The organism is Pseudomonas sp. RL_5y_Pfl2_69, from assembly GCF_963970465.1.
Classification (GTDB): Bacteria; Pseudomonadota; Gammaproteobacteria; order Pseudomonadales; family Pseudomonadaceae; genus Aquipseudomonas.
In genome coordinates, this window is record NZ_CAXAOU010000005.1 from 172,113 (window position 1) to 190,188 (window position 18,076).

Here is an 18,076-nt window from a genome sequence, read left to right on the forward strand (position 1 = left end):
TTATTGACGGTTATCACAGCAAGGGTCGTGCCGCACAACAGGCAGAAACAACAAAAGGCCCCGAAGGGCCTTTTGTTTTACATCTACAGCGACTTAAGCGAACGGGTGACGCAAAACGATGGTTTCGTTGCGGTCCGGGCCAGTCGAGATAATGTCGATCGGTGCGCCGATCAGTGCCTCAACGCGCTTGATGTAAGCACGTGCGTTCTCTGGCAGCTCTTCCAGGGTTTTGGCACCCACGGTCGATTCAGTCCAGCCCGGCACTTCTTCGTACACAGGCTGAAGGCCTACGTAGCTGTCAGCATCGGTCGGAGCAATTTCAACACCATTTGCGTCTGTGTAGCCTACGCAGATGTTGATGGTTTCCAGACCGTCGAGTACGTCCAGCTTGGTCAGGCAGATGCCCGAAATGCTGTTCACATCGATAGCGCGACGCAGGATGACGGCGTCGAACCAGCCACAACGACGAGCACGGCCGGTGGTAGCGCCGAACTCGTGACCTTGCTTGGCCAGGTGAGCGCCGACGTCGTCGAACAGCTCAGTCGGGAACGGACCCGAACCTACACGAGTGGTGTAAGCCTTGGTGATGCCCAGGATGTAGTCCAGGAACATCGGGCCAACGCCCGAACCGGTGGCAACGCCGCCAGCAGTGGTGTTGGAGCTGGTCACGTACGGATAGGTACCGTGGTCGATGTCCAGCAGCGAACCCTGGGCGCCTTCGAACATGATGTCTTTGCCAGCACGACGCAGGTCATGCAGCTCGGCAGTCACGTCCAGCATCAGCGGCTTGAGCAGTTCGGCGTATTCCTTGCACTCGGCCAGGGTCTTGTCGAAATCGATGGCTGGCTCTTTGTAGAAACCCACCAGCATGAAGTTGTGGTAGTCCACCAGTTCACGCAGCTTGGCTTCAAAGCGCGGCATGTTCAGCAGATCGCCAACACGCAGGCCACGACGAGCAACCTTGTCTTCGTAAGCCGGGCCAATGCCGCGACCGGTAGTACCGATCTTCAGCTCGCCACGGGCCTTTTCACGCGCCTGGTCCAGCGCAACGTGGAAGGACAGGATCAGCGGGCAGGACGGGCTGATACGCAGGCGCTCGCGCACCGGTACGCCTTTCTCTTCCAGCTTGATGATTTCACGCAGCAGGGCATCGGGAGCAACCACGACACCGTTGCCGATCAGGCATTGCACGCCTTCGCGCAACACGCCCGACGGAATCAGGTGCAATACGGTTTTTTCGCCGTCGATTACCAGCGTGTGGCCAGCGTTGTGGCCACCTTGGTAACGCACTACAGCGGCAGCATGTTCGGTCAGCAGATCAACGATCTTGCCTTTGCCCTCATCACCCCATTGGGTGCCCAGGACTACGACATTCTTACCCATAACACTTGTCCTCATTCGCGCAAACTTGGTGCCGGCAGCCGCCGGCAGGAAAACTCAAGAAACCAGCGGCACTACTTGCCACAGGCCGTTCTGCTGAATCAATTGGCGGTCGCAGTCTGCCTCATGGGCCCCAGCCTGCTGTTGCCCAGGCAACGCCTGAACCACACGCTGACCTTCACTGCGAAGCTGGCAAACCTGCTGCCAGAGTGCCGCGTCTGTGCTGTCAGGCATCCAGATACCGCCAGACGGTAGCTCGACTTCAGCACGCCCCAGGGTCACCAGGGTTTTCAGATCGGTCGAGAAACCGGTAGCCGGACGGGCACGTCCGAAAACAGCACCGATATCGTCATAACGACCGCCCTGGGCGATGGAGTCCCCAACGCCCGGTACAAAGACCGCAAACACCACACCTGTGTGGTAGTGATAACCACGTAACTCACCCAGGTCAAAATACAGCGGCAACTGCGGGAAACGCACGGACAACCCCTCGGCAATCGCCACCAGGTCATCCAGAGCAGCCAGCACGGGGGCCGGAGCCTTTGCCAGACGCTCACGCGCAGCAACCAGCACTTCGCGGCCGCCACACAAACTAACCAATGCCTGAAGCATGCCTGCCAAATCAGCCGGCAAACCTTCGGTCAAGGCCGTTACTTCGTCGATCGCCTTGCGCTGCAGGGCGTCGAACAATTGTTGTTCCACTTCAACCGACAGGTTGGCCGCACGGGCCAGACCACGGTAAATACCAACATGCCCCAGGTCCATGTGCACATCCGGCACATCGGCCAGTTGCAGCATCGCCAGCATCAGGCTGATGACTTCAACGTCGCTGCTAGGGCTCGCATCGCCATACAACTCGGCACCCAACTGGATCGGGCTGCGCGAGGATGACAACGCACGCGGCTGCGCATGGAGCACGCTACCGGCGTAGCACAGACGGCTTGGGCCTTCGCGACGCAGGGTATGCGCATCAATGCGCGCCACTTGCGGCGTGATGTCGGCACGAAAACCCATCTGGCGACCCGTTTGCGGGTCAATAACCTTGAAGGTACGCAAGTCGAGATCCTGGCCAGCCCCTGTCAGCAGGGACTCCAGGTATTCGATATGCGGAGTGACGACGAACTCATAGCCCCAGCTCTGGAACAGATCCAACACCTGACGGCGCGCCACTTCGATGCGGGCTGCCTCAGGTGGAAGTACTTCTTCGATGCCATCTGGCAAGAGCCAGCGGTCTACCGTTGCCATTACGCCATTCCCCTATGATCCGGGCGGCCAGCCAGCAGGCGAGCCTTGAGTAAAGCAGAACGTGGCTGCGTCTTGAACGCGCACAGCAAAAAAGCCCAAGCGACAGGCTTACACAGCACATTCCTCGAAAAATCTGCCGATGCTGTAACAGCCATTCGGTCAATCAAACATGCAGACGCAAAAAAGCCGGGAATTTCCCGGCTGCCGCATCATACACCCGTTTTCTAAAAGGATCACCCCGCGAGGCCATTTGACCGCCCGGCGGAGTGAAAGCAGGGTCTGTGATGAACATGCCAACCCCTCTGAAAACAGTGTGGGAGCGGGCTTGCTTGCGATGGCATCAACTCGATTTATCAGACAGACCGAGTTGTTTGCATCGCGAGCTAGCCCGCTCCCACAGGTTTCAAGCGTTTTTACTACTGTGCAGGCTTGGATTTTTCCAGGTAGCGGAAGAAATCGCTGCTTGGGTCCAGAACCAGTACGTCGCTCTTGTTCGCAAAGCTTTCGCGGTAAGCGCGCAGGCTGCGATAGAACTTGTAGAACTCTTGATCCTGGCCATACGCCTTGGAGTAGATCGCAGCAGCCTGGGCATCACCATCACCGCGTGACTCTTCGGACTGGCGATAAGCCTCAGCCAAGAGTACGCGGGCCTGACGATCGGCGTCAGCACGAATGCCTTCTGCCAGCTCGTTACCCTTGGCGCGGTGCTCACGAGCTTCACGCTCACGCTCACTGCTCATACGCTCGAACACGCTGCGGTTAACTTCCTTCGGCAGGTCGATAGCCTTGACCCGAACATCGAGAACTTCGATACCCAGCTCTTTTTCAGCCATTTTGTTCAGCGATGCAGTCAGTTCTGCCATCAGCGCATCGCGCTCACCGGACACAACTTCGTGCAACGTGCGCTTACCGAACTGGTCACGCAGACCCGATTCGAGACGACGCGACAAGCGCTCGTCAGCAACCTGCTTAAGACCCGAAGTCGCAGCGTAGAAGCGACCCGCATCTTTCACACGCCACTTGGCGAATGCATCAACCATTACTGCTTTCTTTTCCAGCGTCAGAAAACGCTGAGTCGGTGCGTCCAGCGTCATCAAGCGGCCATCAAACTTGCGCACCTGGTTGACGTAAGGAATCTTCACATGCAGACCCGGCGGAACATCGTCCTGCACCACACGGCCAAAGCGCAACATAACGGCACGTTCGGTTTGCGAAACGATGTAGAAGCTGTTCCAGGCAACAATCGCCACGACAACGGCAACAATAAGGGCGATCAGCGATTTATTGCTCATCAGCGACTCTCCCTGGTACGCGGTGGTGTCGGCATTTCCGACTTGGCATGGGATGCCGAGTCGTTATTGCCCGCCGCAGCTGCCGAACCCGTTGCCGGGTTGCTGCCATTACGGCCTTCAATCATTTTGTCCAATGGCAAGTACAGCAAGTTGCTCTGGCCGTTTTTGTTGCCGGTCACGAGTACTTTGCTGGTGTTGCTGAAGACATCCTGCATGGTGTCCAGGTACAGACGATCACGCGTTACATCCGGAGCCTTGCGATACTCGGCAACCAGTTTGGTAAAGCGGTCGGCTTCACCCTTGGCACGAGAAATCACTTCATCACGATAGCCGTTGGCGTTTTCGATGATGCGCTGGGCCTGACCGCGCGCTTCCGGCACCACGCCATTGGCGTAGCTTTCTGCCTGGTTGCGGGCACGCTGCTCGTCTTCACGGGCACGGATCACGTCATCAAAGGCTTCCTGTACTTCACGCGGTGCCGCTGCGTTTTGTACGTTGACCTGAGTGACGGTGATACCGGTCTTGTAGGTATCCAGGAAGCGCTGCAAGCGTTCCTTGATGTCTACAGCCATCTGCTCACGACCTTCGGTCAACACCTGATCCATCGCCGTGGAACCCACGACGTGACGCAAGGCGCTTTCGGTAGCCTGTTGCAAGCTGACTTCCGGTTGATCAACGTTCAACACGAAATCACGCAGGTTGCTGATCTTGTACTGCACGGTCAGCGGTACTTCGACGATGTTCTCGTCTTCAGTCAGCATTTGACCCTGCTTGGTGTACGCACGCTCACGCGTCACGTTCTCCATGTACTTTTTATCGAACGGCGGGAAGTAGATGTTCAGACCCGGCCCAACGGTGTCGTAGTACTTGCCCAGGCGCAGCACGACGGCTTGCTCCTGCTCATCGACTACATAAACAGCGCTGTACAGCCAGGCAGCCGCCAGTACGACAAGGCCGATGCCGAGCAGGCCGTAACCGGCGCCCTTGCCATTCGAACCACCATCACTGCCGCTACCGCCAGTACGTTTTTTCCCACCACCGAACAACCCATTCAGGCTTTCCTGCAGCTTTCGGAAGGCCTCGTCGAGATCTGGTGGTCCCTTGCGGTCGCCATTATTAGGGCGTTTGCCACCCCAAGGATCTTGATTATTCGAGTTGCCACCCGGCTCATTCCAAGCCATAGCGCTCTCCATCTGATAAAGCAAAGACGCGCCCACGGCGCGCCGACCAATGCTACAGAATGCCTATCACAGCGGCACAGCCGCTTTGCGAGGCTTTTATTGCAAAGTGTGTTCTTCGATGAATTCCAGCGGCTGCATCCCTTCGCGGCTGACCAAGCGGTTCAACTCGGCTCGCGGCAGGCGTACGTCCAACAGACTGGAGCCCTCATCGTCATGCTCTTCCTTTTGCACAACCCCCAGTTCGAAGAACTGTGCACGCAGTCGAGCAAAACGTTGCGGCAAGCGCAAGGTGCCAACAAACAAATCATTGCCCAGCAACTCGGCGATGGCCTGTTCAAGCAACTCCAACCCTTGACCATCACGGGCCGACAACCAGACCCGCTGCGGCTTGCCATCGGCATCACGCTGGATCTGCGGCTCGACACCTTCAAGCAAATCGATTTTGTTGTAGACCTCGAGAATCGGCAAGTCCTGCGCACCAATTTCGCCCAGCACCACCATCACCTGCTCGATCTGAGCCATGCGCTCAGGTTCGTGCGCATCAATCACATGCAGCAGCAAATCGGAATTGCTCGACTCTTCGAGCGTAGACCGGAAAGCTTCAACTAGCTTGTGCGGAAGATGGCGAATGAAGCCCACGGTATCGGCCAGTACGATCGGCCCCAGATCGCCCAGATCAAGGCGGCGCAAGGTCGGATCGAGCGTGGCGAACAACTGGTCAGCGGCGAATACGTCAGAGCCGGTGACCTTGTTGAACAGCGTGGATTTGCCGGCGTTGGTATAGCCCACCAGCGACACCGTAGGAATATCGGCGCGCTGGCGGCCTCGACGGGATTGCTCCCGTTGACTGCGGACTTTTTTCAGGCGGGCTTTGATCTGGCTGATGCGTACACGCAACAGACGGCGGTCGGTTTCGAGCTGGGTTTCACCCGGCCCGCGCATGCCAATGCCGCCACCCTGACGCTCAAGGTGAGTCCAGCCACGCACAAGACGCGTGCTCATATGGTCAAGCTGAGCCAGTTCGACCTGCAGCTTACCTTCATGGGTACGGGCGCGTTGAGCGAAGATATCGAGAATCAGCCCGGTACGATCAAGCACGCGACACTCGAAAACTCGTTCGAGGTTACGTTCCTGACTGGGCGTGAGCACGTGATTGAAAATCACGATGTCTACCTTCTCGGCCTTGACCAGGTCGCGCAACTCCTCGACCTTGCCACTGCCAATCAGGTATTTGGCCGATGGCCGATGACGCGGCACGTTAAAAAACGCGACGGTATCGGCGCCAGCCGACACAGCTAACTCCTGGAACTCCTGCGGATCTTCGCGCGCCTCAGGGTCCTGTCCTTCCAAGTGAACGAGGATTGCTCGCTCACCACCACCGTGGCGCTCAAAGAACAAAGGATGCTCCTATTTAGGCGTTACCTGGTTCAGCGTCTGCCAGATCCGATTCAGTTGCGCTAGGCAGACGAATTGGACGTACTGGTACGACTGTCGAAATTGCGTGTTTGTAAACCATTTGGCTGACGGTGTTTTTCAGCAGAATCACGAACTGGTCGAAAGACTCGATGGTCCCCTGCAGCTTGATCCCGTTGACCAGGTAGATGGAAACGCCAACCTTCTCTTTACGCAAAGTATTCAAGTAAGGGTCTTGTAGCGAATGCCCTTTTGACATATGCCGCACTCCTGTAAGGATAAAAAATAGAAACAAAAATTAGATGACCGCTGTCGCCACATCCATAGGATAGACGGCATTTGCCAAGACTCAGCTCAATATGGAGACCGATTCCAGGTATTTCAAGGCTCGTGGCAGATTGTCGCAGTCCAGACTGTCCAGCCAATGCAGGTCGTCCCAACTGCGCAACCAGGTGAACTGACGCTTGGCCAGCTGGCGCGTGGCAATGATACCGCGCTCCTGCATCTGCGCCGCTGTCAGCTTGCCGTCCAGGTAATCCCAGACTTGGCGGTAACCTACAGCACGTATAGACGGCAACCCGGCATGCAGGTCACTTCTATGGCGCAGGCTTATGACCTCGTCAATGAACCCCTGTTCCAGCATCTGCCCGAATCTTAGTGCAATTCGCTCATGCAGCACCTGACGGTTCGCCGGAGCGATGGCCAGATTCGCGACAGTATAGGGCAATTGGCTGTGCCCAGAAGCCGCTGCTTTAGTCGTTTGCTCAGATTGTTTTTGCCGGTGGGCCGTCACACTCATGCCGCTGACCCGATAAACCTCCAGCGCCCGCGTCAGACGCTGAGGATCATTGGGGTGAATCCGCGCTGCAGACTCCGGGTCGATGGCCGCCAGCTGGTCGTGCAAGGCTTGCCAGCCAAGGCGTTGAGCCTCTTCTTCAAGCTGCGCACGCACCTCGGGATCGGCCGGGGGCATGTCTGCCAGGCCGTCGATCAGTGCTTTGTAATACAGCATGGTGCCGCCCACCAGCAGCGGAATATTGCCGCGCGCGGTGATCTCGGCCATTGCCTTGAGTGCGTCGCGGCGAAAATCAGCCGCCGAATAGCTCTCAGCCGGGTCGAGAATATCGATCAACTGATGAGGGTGGGCAGCCAGAATTTCTTTCTCCGGCTTGGCCGTACCGATATCCATACCGCGATAGACCAGTGCCGAATCGACACTGATCAGCTCGCACGGCAGTACCTTGGTCAGCTCGATGGCCAGATCGGTCTTGCCGGCAGCCGTCGGCCCCATCAGAAAAATGGCCGGGGGTAAAACGTTGGAACCTGTCATCAGCGACCGCGCAAAAAGAGTTTGTCCAAGTCGTCCAGGCCCATTTGGGTCCAGGTGGGACGACCATGATTGCACTGACCACTGCGCTCGGTGTTTTCCATGTCACGCAACAGGCCGTTCATTTCCGGGATCGCCAAACGGCGATTGGCCCGGATCGCACCGTGGCAGGCCATGGTGCCAAGCAGCTCATTGAGATGCGCCTGAATCCGGTCACTGGTGCCGTATTCCATCAGGTCGGCCAGTACGTCATGGACCAGGCGCTGAGCCTCAGCCTGCTTGAGCAAGGCAGGGATCTGGCGGATAGCCAGGGTTTCCGGGCCAAGGCGCTGCAGCTCAAAGCCCAGGCGCTGGAACCATTCGGCGTGCTCTTCTGCACAGTCGGCTTCACGCTGACTGACCGCAATCGATTCCGGCACCAGCAGGGGCTGACCGCTCAAACCTTCGCTGGCCATGGCGATTTTCAGGCGCTCATACATGATGCGTTCGTGGGCCGCGTGCATATCCACCAGCACCAGTCCCTGGGCGTTTTCGGCAAGGATATAAATGCCCTTGAGCTGCGCCAGCGCAAAGCCCAACGGCGGAATATCACCCTGCCCGTCCGGCAAGGGTGCAGCATTGGCCTCGGGCAATGGCGCGAAAAACTCGCGATAGGCATTGCGCGCTTCTTCGACAGGAACCGAAGGCGCCGAAGACTGCGGCCGGTACTGATACTGATAACCCGCCCCGGCACCCGAGCCTGCGACATGCTGACCAGGCGCCGCTTGCGGCTGCTCCAGTACGTTGGCTGCCAGGCGCATTTCACCTTGCGGACCAAACTCACCGGCGTCGAGCCCCGTAGGGCGTTCGGCACCGGGCACAGGCGCAGGAGCGGCCAGTTGGTCTTCCGGACGCACATCACCCAAGGCGCGATGCAACGTGCCATACAAAAAGTCATGCACCATGCGCCCGTCACGGAAGCGCACTTCGTGCTTGGTCGGGTGGACGTTGACGTCGACGACCGAAGGGTCGACTTCAAAAAACAGGACAAAGGTCGGATGACGACCGTTGAACAGCACATCGCGATAAGCCTGGCGCACCGCATGGGCCACCAGCTTGTCGCGTACCGCACGGCCATTCACATAGAAATACTGCAAGTCAGCCTGGCTGCGCGAGAAAGTCGGCAGACCCACCCAGCCCCACAAATGCAGGCCATTGCGCTCGATCTCGATCGGTAGCGCCTGCTCCAGGAACGCCGAGCCGCACACCGCCGCCACACGTCGGGCGCGGGCAGTATCGTCCCGGGCTTCATGCAGATTGAGGATGGTTTTACCGTTGTGTCGCAAATTGAACGCCACATCAAACCGGGCCAGCGCCAGGCGCTTGATCACTTCTTGCAGATGATCGAACTCGGTTTTTTCGGTTTTAAGAAATTTTCGCCGCGCCGGGGTATTGAAAAACAGGTCACGCACTTCAACCGAGGTGCCGACTGGATGTGCCGCCGGTTGCACCCGAGGTGCCATGTCGCGGCCTTCAGTCTCGACCTGCCAGGCCTGATCGGCACCACGGGTGCGCGAAGTCAGGGTCAGGCGGGCAACGGAGCTGATGGAAGCCAGGGCCTCACCGCGAAAACCCAGGCTCATCACCCGCTCAAGGTCTTCAAGATCACGAATCTTGCTCGTGGCGTGACGCGCCAGTGCCAGCGGCAAGTCGTCGCTGGAAATACCGCTGCCATCGTCACGCACCCGCAGCAGCTTGATCCCGGCCTGCTCCACATCCACGTCAATGCGCTTGGCGCCCGAGTCGAGGCTGTTTTCCAGCAACTCTTTGATCACCGATGCCGGACGCTCAACCACCTCGCCAGCAGCAATCTGGTTGGCCAGGCGCGGGCTGAGCAGTTCAATCCGCGCGCTGCTGTTCAAGACGCCGTCACTCATTATTGAGCCGCCAGGGCGGTGGCCGGAATGTTCAGGTTTTGGCCGACTTTAAGCTCATCGGTTTTCAGGCTGTTGCTCGAACGCAGCGTCGCCACACCCACTTGATAACGCACGGCAATCATCGCCAGCGTTTCGCCGGGACGGACCGTGTGTTCACGGGCGCCCTGGGCAATTTTGCCCGTGTCACGCAGCCAGGCGATATACGTGCCCGGTGGCGGGTTTTGCTGGAAGAACTGACGCACGCCGCTGCTGATCGAACGCGCCAGCGCTTGCTGGTGGCTGCTCGACGCCAGTTTCGAAGCTTCGTTGGAGTTCGAGATAAACCCGGTTTCGACGAGGATCGATGGAATATCCGGCGACTTGAGCACCATAAACCCGGCCTGCTCCACGCGCTGCTTGTGCAGCGGTGTCACCCGACCGATGTTGCTCAAGACCTTTTGCCCCACGTTCAGGCTGGACGTCAGCGAAGCCGTCATCGACAGATCGAGCAATACACCCGCCAGCATGCGGTCCTTGTCGTCAAGGCTCACATTGCCCGCGCCGCCGATCAAGTCAGAACGGTTTTCGCTGTCTGCCAACCAGCGCGCAGTCTCGGAAGTCGCACCGCGCTCGGACAAGGCAAACACCGAAGCACCAAAGGCGGCCTTGGACGGCGCGGCATCGGCGTGGATCGACACAAACAGGTCGGCACCCTTTTTGCGGGCGATTTCGGTACGGCCACGCAACGGAATAAAGTAGTCGCCGGTGCGCGTCAGCTCAGCCCTGAAGCCTTTCATGCCATTGATCTGGCGCTGCAGCTCTTTGGCAATTGCCAGCACCACGTCTTTTTCCCGCTGGCCTGCAGAGCCCGAGGCCCCCGGGTCTTCACCGCCGTGGCCGGCGTCAATAACCACCACCACACTGCGTTTTCCGCTCGGAATCGGCGGCAACTTGACGTCAGGCTGGGCCGGAGTGACCGGAACCACAGGCACCGTCGCCACATTGGTGGCAGGCAAGCTCGGAGAGAGGTCGGCACCCTGGTCATACAGATCAACCACCAGACGGTTGCCGTACTGGGCATTCGGCGCCAGCACGAAGCTCTTCGGAGTCACCGCCTTTTTCAGGTCGATCACCACGCGCAAATCCGTGGGGGTACGTTGCGCCGAACGCATGCTGGTAATAGGCGTATTGGCGGTTTGCACATTCAACGGGCCGGCCAGGGTCGCACCATTGATATCAATCACCAGACGGTCAGGGGCTGTCAGCGTAAACACGCTGTGCTGCACCGGGCCGGTCAGATCAAAAACCAGTCGTGTGTTGTCCGGCGCCCGCCACAAACGTACGCTTTTGACCTGTGTCGCCGCCAAAGCGTTGACCGCCATGACACTGAGCAACACACCCACCACACTTACTAACGCGCGAAAGCGCATACCAAACCCCATCATTATTTGTATTCCGGTGCCAATGCGGCACACCAAGACTCGCCACGTGAACCTTGGGGCGTCAGCTTCAGCAAACGCCCGGTGTTGTGCGGGCTAATGGTAATGGTCAGGTCAGGCTTTGGCAAAAAGCCTGTACCTTTATCGGGCCATTCAATCAAGCATAGGGCGTCTTCGTCGAAATAATCGCGAATCCCCATATATTCGAGCTCTTCCGGGTCGACCAGACGGTACAGATCAAAATGAAAGGCGCGAATATCGCCAATTTCATAAGGCTCAACCAACGTAAAGGTCGGACTTTTAACCGAGCCGGTGTGCCCAAGGCCGCGAATCAAGCCTCGTGACAGGGTGGTCTTGCCCATCCCCAGATCACCGTCCAGAAAGATCAGGCCATGACCTTGAGTCACGGTCGCCAGGCGCGCGCCAAAGGCGGTCATTGCCTCTTCATCGTCCAGTTGCAGTGTTATTTCGTGCACGGTGCGTGTTCCTCCAACAACTGACGAATGACTGGAATCAAATCACTGGCCGCCAGCCCACGGCCCAATTGTCCCTGTTGTTCTCCGGCGCGGGCATGCAGCCACACCGCCAGGCACGCCGCATCGAAGGCGCTCATGCCCTGGGCCAGCAGCGCGCCAATCACGCCTGCCAGCACATCCCCCAAACCGGCCGTAGCCATGGCCGGGTGTCCCTGATTGCAAATGGCCAATTCACCTTCCAGCCCTGCAACCAGAGTGCCTGCTCCTTTAAGGACGCAGACCACTGAATATTTTTTAACCAGCGCTCGGGCCGCTGCCGGGCGATCTGCCTGTACTTGCCCGGTACTGATGCCCAACAACCGCGCGGCTTCGCCCGGGTGCGGGGTGATCACCGAGCCGGAGGCCAGCCCAATGACTGCGTTGGACAACAGATTCAGCGCATCGGCATCCCACACCTGAGGCATTTTTGCCTGCGCAGCAGCCGACAACAGACTACGCCCCCAGGGGGCCTGCCCCAAACCCGGCCCCACCACGACCACCGAAGCCTGCGCCAGCACACCCATCAACTGATTGGCTGACGACACGCCAAGTGTCATCACTTCAGGCACCTGCACCAGAGCGGCCGCCACGTGCTCGGGACGCGTGGCCAGTGATACCAGGCCAGCGCCACAGCGTAGTGCAGCCTGGGCACTCAGGGTAATCGAGCCGCCAAACCCGCGATCCCCACCCACCAGCAGCACATGGCCAAACTGGCCTTTGTGGGCGCTTGGGGCCCGCACAGGCAGTCGCGGCAGGTTATCTGCACGAAGGGCTTTGGGGTCGGCTAAAAGGTGTTTGGTCTGCGGCATACGTGTCGGGCTCCGATGTCTGGCAGAATTATACGCATCTCAGCTCCGGTTTCTCTTGCCTCATGCCTGCTATTACTGCCGACCTCCCTGCTCTCGCTCAGTCCATCAAGGAATGGGGCCGCGAGCTGGGCTTTCAACAAGTCGCCATTGCCGGCCTCGACCTTGGAGAACACGAACACCATCTGCAACGCTGGCTCGACGCTGGCTACCACGGCGACATGGACTACATGGCTGCCCACGGCAGCAAGCGTTCGCATCCCGAAGAACTGGTCCCCGGCACATTGCGCGTGGTGTCCCTGCGCATGGACTACCTGCCCGGCGACACCCACATGGCGCAGCTGCTGGCCCAGCCTGAAAAAGCCTACGTGTCGCGCTACGCCCTGGGTCGCGATTACCACAAGCTGATCCGCAAGCGCGTGCAGCAACTGGCCGACCGCATCCAGAAGGACATCGGCCCGTTTGGCTTTCGCGCCTTTGTCGACAGCGCCCCGGTCCTGGAAAAAGCCATTGCGCAGCAGGCTGGCCTGGGCTGGATCGGCAAAAACACCTTGGTGCTCAATCGCAAGGCGGGCAGCTATTTCTTCCTGAGCGAGTTGTTTGTCGACTTGCCGCTGCCGGTCGATCCTCCCCACGAGACCGAGCACTGCGGACGCTGCACTGCCTGCCTGGACATTTGCCCCACCAATGCCTTTGTCGGCCCCTATGTACTGGATGCGCGCAAGTGCATTTCGTACTTGACCATCGAGCTGAAAACCGCGATCCCCGAAGAGCTGCGCTCAATGATCGGCAACCGGGTGTTCGGGTGTGATGATTGCCAGATTGTCTGTCCGTGGAACCGTTTTGCCCGCACGACGGCAGAAGGCGACTTCAAGCCAAGGCACAACCTGGACAACGCCGGGCTGGCCGAGCTGTTCATGTGGGATGAAGACACGTTCCTGAGCAGCACCGAGGGCTCCCCTCTACGCCGGGCAGGGTACGAGCGCTGGCTGCGCAATCTGGCAGTGGGGCTGGGCAATGCGCCGTCGACGATCCCGGTGCTTGAAGCCTTGAAGGCGCGGCGCGACTACCCGTCCGAGCTGGTGCAGGAGCATGTGGAGTGGGCGCTGGCACAACACGCCAAGCGCGCCTGACCACTCCCGCAATTGCTTAATGCTCGTCGTTGTAAACGAACTTGGGCATTTCCCAGTTAAAGCGGATCGCCAGCAAACGCAGCAGTAGCCCGCCGAACAAGGTCACGAAAATAGCCTGCTCGTTGGGCATTTCGAGCCAGGTACACAGCAAGAAACACCAGGCTGCGGCAAACGATACGCTGGCGTACAACTCGCGACGGAAGATCAGCGGGATGTCATTGCAGAAGATGTCCCGCAGGATGCCGCCAAATACCCCGGTAATGACCCCGCTCACCGAGGCCACCAGCATGCCCTGGCCCATTTCCAGCGCAGTCATGCAACCAATCAGGGTAAACGCTACCAGCCCCAGGGCATCGAGCACCAAAAACAGCGAGCGCAAATGGCGCATCAGTGGCGCGATAAAGATCGTCACCAGCGCGGCAAAGGTAGTCAAGACCAGGTATTCCGGGTGTTTGACCCAGGTCAGCGGGTAATGCCCCAACAGTACGTCGCGCACCGAGCCGCCGCCTAGCGCCGTGACACAGGCAATCAGCACCACGCCGAACCAATCCATGCCCCGACGCCCGGCAGACAGCGCCCCGGTCATGGCTTCGGCAGTAATGGCAACTAAATAGAGCATCAGCAACATGGCAGCGATCCTTGCAAGAAGGCGCGCAGTCTACTCTCAGTTGGCATTGGCACCAAAAGGGGGCAGCAAATACTGTTCTTTGTGGGAGCGGGCTTGCTCGCGATGGCTTCGCTGCGGTTCGGTAGATGTACCGAGTCGCTTGCATCGCGAGCAAGCCCGCTCCCACAGGGGGATCAACGGCAACTTAGAACTTGATGAAGTGCTTGCGGTAGTGCTGCAGTTCGGCGATCGACTCGCGAATGTCGTCCAGCGCAAGGTGCGTGCCTTTCTTCACCAGGCTGTCGCGCACTTCAGGTGCCCAGCGCGCGACCAGTTCCTTGAGCGTCGAAACGTCCAGGTTGCGGTAGTGGAAGTAGCTTTCAAGCGCTTTCATGTGGGTGTACAGGAAGCGGCGATCCTGACAGATGCTGTTGCCGCAGATCGGCGACTTGCCTTTGGGTACCCACTGCTCAAGAAACGCGATGGTTTGCGCCTCGGCTTCGGCCATGGTGGTGGTGCTGTCTTTGACGCGCTGGGTCAGGCCACTGCCACCGTGGGTGCGGGTGTTCCATTCGTCCATGCGGGCCAGCACTTCATCGCTGTGGTGGATGGCGATGACCGGACCTTCAGCCAGGGTATTGAGGTTGCTGTCGGTAACGATGGTGGCCATTTCGATAATGACGTCGTTGTCAGGGTCCAGACCGGTCATTTCCAGGTCGATCCAGATCAGGTTCTGCGCGTTTTGCATAATGGCCTCCAGTGCTTGGTTGCGCAGTTTAGCTTAGGCGTGCAGCCCTCGTGCTAAACTCGCCTGCGTTTTACCCTTCTTATCGTTTTATCAACACGGAACACCCATGGCCAAACGCCAGCTCAATCGTCGTCAGAATTGGCGCATCGAAAAGATCCAGGGCGAGCGCGCTGCCCGCGCCGCCAAACGCGAATCCAGTGCCGTCGAAGCGCTTGAGGGCGGCGATTTAGGCCCCGAGCAACTCGGCCTGGTGATCGCGCACTTTGGTGTGCAGGTCGAAGTCGAAGCCCAGGAAGGCGAGCTTAAAGGCCAGATGTTCCGCTGCCACCTGCGCGCAAACCTGCCCGCACTGGTGACCGGCGACACGGTTGTATGGCGCGCCGGGAACCAGGGCATCGGCGTCATCGTCGCCCAACTGCCGCGTAAAACCGAACTGTGCCGCCCGGACAGCCGTGGCCAGCTCAAGCCGGTCGCTGCCAACGTCGACATGATCGTGATTGTGTTCGCGCCCATGCCCGAGCCCCATGCCAACCTCATCGACCGTTACCTGGTCGCTGCCGAGCACGCGGGGATTCGTCCGTTGCTGCTGCTCAACAAGGCTGACTTGATCGACGATCAAAACTCACCGGCGCTCAATGCGTTGCTGGGGGTTTATCGCCAGCTGGGTTATCCGGTGCTGGAAGTGTCGGCGCATCACGGTGATGGCATGCAGCAGTTGCAAGCGCAACTGGACGGCCATATCAGCGTGTTTGTGGGTCAGTCGGGCGTGGGCAAGTCGTCCTTGGTCAACAGCCTGCTACCAGAGGTCAACCTGCGGGTCGGGCCGCTGTCGGAAGTCTCGGGCCAGGGCACGCACACCACTACCACGGCGCGGTTGTTCCACTTCCCGGGTGGCGGCGAGTTGATCGACTCACCGGGTATCCGCGAGTTCGGCCTGGGCCACGTGAGCCGGGCCGATGTCGAGGCGGGCTTTATCGAGTTCAACGACTTGATCGGCACCTGCCGCTTCCGCGACTGCAAACACGACCGCGAGCCAGGCTGTGCATTGTTGATGGCCCTGGAAGATGGCCGCGTTCAACAGCAGCGCATGAACAGCTATCGCTCGATCATTGCCAGCTTGCCCGAGTCGAGCTACTAAGCCCCCTATCAACTTCCGTGGGAGCGGGCTTGCTCGCGATTGCATCGCCTCGGTGAATCAGGTGTTCCGAGTCGCTTGCATCGCGAGCAAGCCCGCCCCCACCTTTTTTACGGTGCCTTGTCGTCAAACAGATTCAGCTTCTGGCGCTCTTCATGCATCGGCAGCGGCTGTTTGTCGGCGGGCAACTGGATCGGATCGATCGCAGCCTTGGGCAACTCCTGGGCCTTAACCGGCTCCACGCCCTGCTCACCTTCAATCGCCTGCTGGGCCTTTTTGGTCAGCACCACGATGTCAATTCGACGGTTGATCGGGTTATAGGGGTTGGCCTTGTCGAACAGCACTGACGACGCATACCCCACCACCCGCGCAATCTGCGCATCAGGGTAGCTACCCGCCACCAGGGCACGCCGGGCCGCATTGGCACGGTTGACCGACAATTCCCAGTTGCCGTAATCGCCACCTCCCGCATAGGGCATGGCATCGGTGTGGCCGCTGATGCTGACTTTGTTCGGCACCGCTTTGATGGTGTCGGCCATGGCCAGCAGAATATCTTCGAAGTAAGGCTTTAGCCGCGCGCTACCCACATCAAACATCGGGCGGTTTTCGGCGTCCATGATCTGGATCCGCAAACCGTCCGGAGTGATTTCAAACAGCAACTGATCCTTGAATTTACGCAGCTGCGGGTTTTCTTCGACCTTGTTCTGCAACTCCTGAAGCAGCAGTTCGAGACGTTCTTTCTCGACTTGCTCCGCCATGTTTTCAACCTGATCGGCATCGACTTTGATCTTGTCGGGCTGAGGCTGCAGTTTCTCTTCGGGATTGAGGGTGTTGTCCGGCGCCAGCGCAGGCGTGCCGCCCAGGTCGATGATGTAAGGTGTGCCGCTTTCGCTGAAACCAATCGGGTCTTTGAAGTAGCCGCCAATGGCGATCTTTTGCTCTGGCGTGGCGGCCGTCATCAGCCACATCACCAAAAAGAACGCCATCATCGCCGTGGCGAAGTCAGCAAAGGCAATTTTCCAGGCGCCACCGTGATGGCCTGCGGCGTAGCGCTTTACGCGCTTGATGATGATGGGCTGGTTGTTTTCCATAAATCAGCGACCGCGAACCACTTGTTCAAGCTCGGAAAAGCTCGGTCGATGCTTGGGGTACAGCACTTTGCGACCGAACTCGACGGCAAGCGACGGCGGCATGCCCGAGGCCGAGGCCACCAGGGAAGCCTTGATCGACTCGTAAACGTTGATTTCTTCCTTGGCATCGTGGGCCAGGGACGTCGCCAGCGGACCGAAGAAGCCATAGGCAGCCAAAATACCGAAGAACGTCCCCACCAGCGCGGCACCAACGTGCATGCCGATGGCGGCCTGATCGCCCTCACCCAGCGAGGCCATCGTCACGACAATACCCAGCACCGCCGCCACAATGCCGAAACCGGGCATGCCGTCGGCGATCCCGGTCACGGCATGGGAAGGATGCTCCAGTTCTTCCTTGAGGTTGAAAAGCTCCATGTCAAACAGCCCTTCAAGCTCGTGGGGCGCCATGTTGCCCGACGACATGATGCGCAGGTAATCGCAGATAAACGCCGTCATGCGTTCATCCTTGAGGACAGTGGGGTACTTGGAGAAGATCGGGCTGGCGGCCGCGTCTTCAATATCGCTTTCGATGGCCATCATGCCTTCGCGGCGACTTTTATTAAGAATCTCGTAAACCAGCCCCAGCACTTCCAGATAAAAAGCGTGGGAGAAGCGTGATCCAAACATGCTGAGTGATTTCTTGATCACGTGCATGGTCATGTAGCCGGGGTTGGCTTGCAGGAACGCGCCAAAGGCCGCCCCACCGATGATCAAAACCTCGAACGGCTGAATCAGCGCACCGATTTTGCCGTGGGAAAGCACGTATCCGCCAAGCACACTCGCGAACACGACAATGATGCCGATAATTTTAGCCATAGATAAAAAGTACT

General features: G+C 58.8%; 17 protein-coding genes. 2 read left to right on the forward strand and 15 right to left on the reverse strand.

Annotated elements, in window-relative coordinates; translation table 11 throughout:
- Window positions 1-93: 93 nt before the first annotated feature.
- The 11 genes from AACY07_RS11000 to AACY07_RS11050 all read right to left on the reverse strand — a co-directional run bounded on the left by AACY07_RS11000 (window position 94) and on the right by AACY07_RS11050 (window position 12,496).
- Window positions 94-1,383, reverse strand: coding sequence for an adenylosuccinate synthase (locus AACY07_RS11000; protein WP_019826237.1), 1,290 nt, complete (start codon window positions 1,381-1,383; stop codon window positions 94-96).
- Window positions 1,384-1,437: 54 nt separating this feature from the next.
- A complete protein-coding gene (locus AACY07_RS11005; RefSeq protein ID WP_339474802.1) occupies window positions 1,438-2,625 on the reverse strand; it encodes an ATP phosphoribosyltransferase regulatory subunit in 1,188 nt (395 codons plus the stop codon).
- Between the two features lie 416 nt (window positions 2,626-3,041).
- Window positions 3,042-3,917, reverse strand: coding sequence for a protease modulator HflC (hflC, locus tag AACY07_RS11010; protein WP_133076640.1), 876 nt, complete (start codon window positions 3,915-3,917; stop codon window positions 3,042-3,044).
- A complete protein-coding gene (gene hflK, locus AACY07_RS11015; RefSeq protein ID WP_133076641.1) occupies window positions 3,917-5,098 on the reverse strand; it encodes an FtsH protease activity modulator HflK in 1,182 nt (393 codons plus the stop codon). The genes hflC and hflK overlap by 1 nt, the downstream gene beginning before the upstream one ends.
- Window positions 5,099-5,194: 96 nt before the next feature.
- Window positions 5,195-6,496: a ribosome rescue GTPase HflX gene (hflX, locus tag AACY07_RS11020; protein WP_133076642.1), complete on the reverse strand. Its 1,302-nt coding sequence runs from the start codon at window positions 6,494-6,496 to the stop codon at window positions 5,195-5,197.
- A gap of 13 nt (window positions 6,497-6,509) precedes the next feature.
- The gene (gene hfq / locus AACY07_RS11025) at window positions 6,510-6,770 is read right to left on the reverse strand and encodes an RNA chaperone Hfq (protein ID WP_016783304.1); all 261 of its coding nucleotides are present in this window, start codon (window positions 6,768-6,770) and stop codon (window positions 6,510-6,512) included.
- 90 nt (window positions 6,771-6,860) lie between these two features.
- Window positions 6,861-7,841: a tRNA (adenosine(37)-N6)-dimethylallyltransferase MiaA gene (gene miaA, locus AACY07_RS11030; RefSeq protein WP_339474804.1), complete on the reverse strand. Its 981-nt coding sequence runs from the start codon at window positions 7,839-7,841 to the stop codon at window positions 6,861-6,863.
- Window positions 7,841-9,754, reverse strand: coding sequence for a DNA mismatch repair endonuclease MutL (gene mutL, locus AACY07_RS11035; protein ID WP_445261371.1), 1,914 nt, complete (start codon window positions 9,752-9,754; stop codon window positions 7,841-7,843). The genes miaA and mutL overlap by 1 nt, the downstream gene beginning before the upstream one ends.
- Window positions 9,754-11,175: an N-acetylmuramoyl-L-alanine amidase gene (locus AACY07_RS11040; protein ID WP_219262197.1), complete on the reverse strand. Its 1,422-nt coding sequence runs from the start codon at window positions 11,173-11,175 to the stop codon at window positions 9,754-9,756. The genes mutL and AACY07_RS11040 overlap by 1 nt, the downstream gene beginning before the upstream one ends.
- Window positions 11,176-11,177: 2 nt before the next feature.
- Window positions 11,178-11,648 (reverse strand): tRNA (adenosine(37)-N6)-threonylcarbamoyltransferase complex ATPase subunit type 1 TsaE, encoded by a 471-nt coding sequence (gene tsaE / locus AACY07_RS11045; RefSeq protein WP_339474805.1) that lies wholly within the window; start codon window positions 11,646-11,648, stop codon window positions 11,178-11,180.
- A complete protein-coding gene (locus tag AACY07_RS11050; protein ID WP_339474807.1) occupies window positions 11,636-12,496 on the reverse strand; it encodes an NAD(P)H-hydrate dehydratase in 861 nt (286 codons plus the stop codon). Before AACY07_RS11050 ends, tsaE begins: the two co-directional genes overlap by 13 nt.
- A gap of 62 nt (window positions 12,497-12,558) precedes the next feature.
- Between AACY07_RS11050 and queG the strand changes: the two genes are divergently transcribed.
- Window positions 12,559-13,626, forward strand: a complete 1,068-nt coding sequence (gene queG, locus AACY07_RS11055) for a tRNA epoxyqueuosine(34) reductase QueG (RefSeq protein ID WP_326397250.1) — start codon at window positions 12,559-12,561, stop codon at window positions 13,624-13,626.
- Window positions 13,627-13,642: 16 nt separating this feature from the next.
- Here queG and AACY07_RS11060 read toward each other — a convergent pair whose 3' ends face one another.
- Entirely contained in the window at window positions 13,643-14,254 is a 612-nt protein-coding gene (locus AACY07_RS11060) for a trimeric intracellular cation channel family protein (RefSeq protein WP_133076647.1), read from the reverse strand.
- A 184-nt stretch (window positions 14,255-14,438) separates the two neighbouring features.
- Window positions 14,439-14,981, reverse strand: coding sequence for an oligoribonuclease (gene orn / locus AACY07_RS11065; protein WP_133076648.1), 543 nt, complete (start codon window positions 14,979-14,981; stop codon window positions 14,439-14,441).
- 106 nt (window positions 14,982-15,087) lie between these two features.
- Between orn and rsgA the strand changes: the two genes are divergently transcribed.
- A complete protein-coding gene (gene rsgA, locus AACY07_RS11070) occupies window positions 15,088-16,119 on the forward strand; it encodes a small ribosomal subunit biogenesis GTPase RsgA (RefSeq protein ID WP_019826259.1) in 1,032 nt (343 codons plus the stop codon).
- 107 nt (window positions 16,120-16,226) lie between these two features.
- Here the strand turns inward: rsgA and motB are convergent, their stop codons facing one another.
- Together motB and motA are read right to left on the reverse strand one after the other, a co-directional pair.
- Window positions 16,227-17,207, reverse strand: coding sequence for a flagellar motor protein MotB (gene motB, locus AACY07_RS11075; RefSeq protein WP_339474809.1), 981 nt, complete (start codon window positions 17,205-17,207; stop codon window positions 16,227-16,229).
- Between the two features lie 3 nt (window positions 17,208-17,210).
- Window positions 17,211-18,062, reverse strand: a complete 852-nt coding sequence (gene motA, locus AACY07_RS11080; RefSeq protein ID WP_219262136.1) for a flagellar motor stator protein MotA — start codon at window positions 18,060-18,062, stop codon at window positions 17,211-17,213.
- Between the last annotated feature and the right edge of the window lie 14 nt (window positions 18,063-18,076).

What these genes read in the sequence shown, in the direction of transcription:
- AACY07_RS11000 (WP_019826237.1), bottom strand. Translation starts at nt 1,383, where the DNA reads ATGGGTAAGAATGTCGTAGTCCTGGGCACCCAATGGGGTGATGAGGGC.
- AACY07_RS11005 (WP_339474802.1), bottom strand. Translation starts at nt 2,625, where the DNA reads ATGGCAACGGTAGACCGCTGGCTCTTGCCAGATGGCATCGAAGAAGTA.
- hflC (WP_133076640.1), bottom strand. Translation starts at nt 3,917, where the DNA reads ATGAGCAATAAATCGCTGATCGCCCTTATTGTTGCCGTTGTCGTGGCG.
- hflK (WP_133076641.1), bottom strand. Translation starts at nt 5,098, where the DNA reads ATGGCTTGGAATGAGCCGGGTGGCAACTCGAATAATCAAGATCCTTGG.
- hfq (WP_016783304.1), bottom strand. Translation starts at nt 6,770, where the DNA reads ATGTCAAAAGGGCATTCGCTACAAGACCCTTACTTGAATACTTTGCGT.
- miaA (WP_339474804.1), bottom strand. Translation starts at nt 7,841, where the DNA reads ATGACAGGTTCCAACGTTTTACCCCCGGCCATTTTTCTGATGGGGCCG.
- mutL (WP_445261371.1), bottom strand. Translation starts at nt 9,754, where the DNA reads ATGAGTGACGGCGTCTTGAACAGCAGCGCGCGGATTGAACTGCTCAGC.
- AACY07_RS11040 (WP_219262197.1), bottom strand. Translation starts at nt 11,175, where the DNA reads ATGGGGTTTGGTATGCGCTTTCGCGCGTTAGTAAGTGTGGTGGGTGTG.
- AACY07_RS11050 (WP_339474807.1), bottom strand. Translation starts at nt 12,496, where the DNA reads ATGCCGCAGACCAAACACCTTTTAGCCGACCCCAAAGCCCTTCGTGCA.
- queG (WP_326397250.1), top strand. Translation starts at nt 12,559, where the DNA reads ATGCCTGCTATTACTGCCGACCTCCCTGCTCTCGCTCAGTCCATCAAG.
- AACY07_RS11060 (WP_133076647.1), bottom strand. Translation starts at nt 14,254, where the DNA reads ATGTTGCTGATGCTCTATTTAGTTGCCATTACTGCCGAAGCCATGACC.
- orn (WP_133076648.1), bottom strand. Translation starts at nt 14,981, where the DNA reads ATGCAAAACGCGCAGAACCTGATCTGGATCGACCTGGAAATGACCGGT.
- rsgA (WP_019826259.1), top strand. Translation starts at nt 15,088, where the DNA reads ATGGCCAAACGCCAGCTCAATCGTCGTCAGAATTGGCGCATCGAAAAG.
- motB (WP_339474809.1), bottom strand. Translation starts at nt 17,207, where the DNA reads ATGGAAAACAACCAGCCCATCATCATCAAGCGCGTAAAGCGCTACGCC.
- motA (WP_219262136.1), bottom strand. Translation starts at nt 18,062, where the DNA reads ATGGCTAAAATTATCGGCATCATTGTCGTGTTCGCGAGTGTGCTTGGC.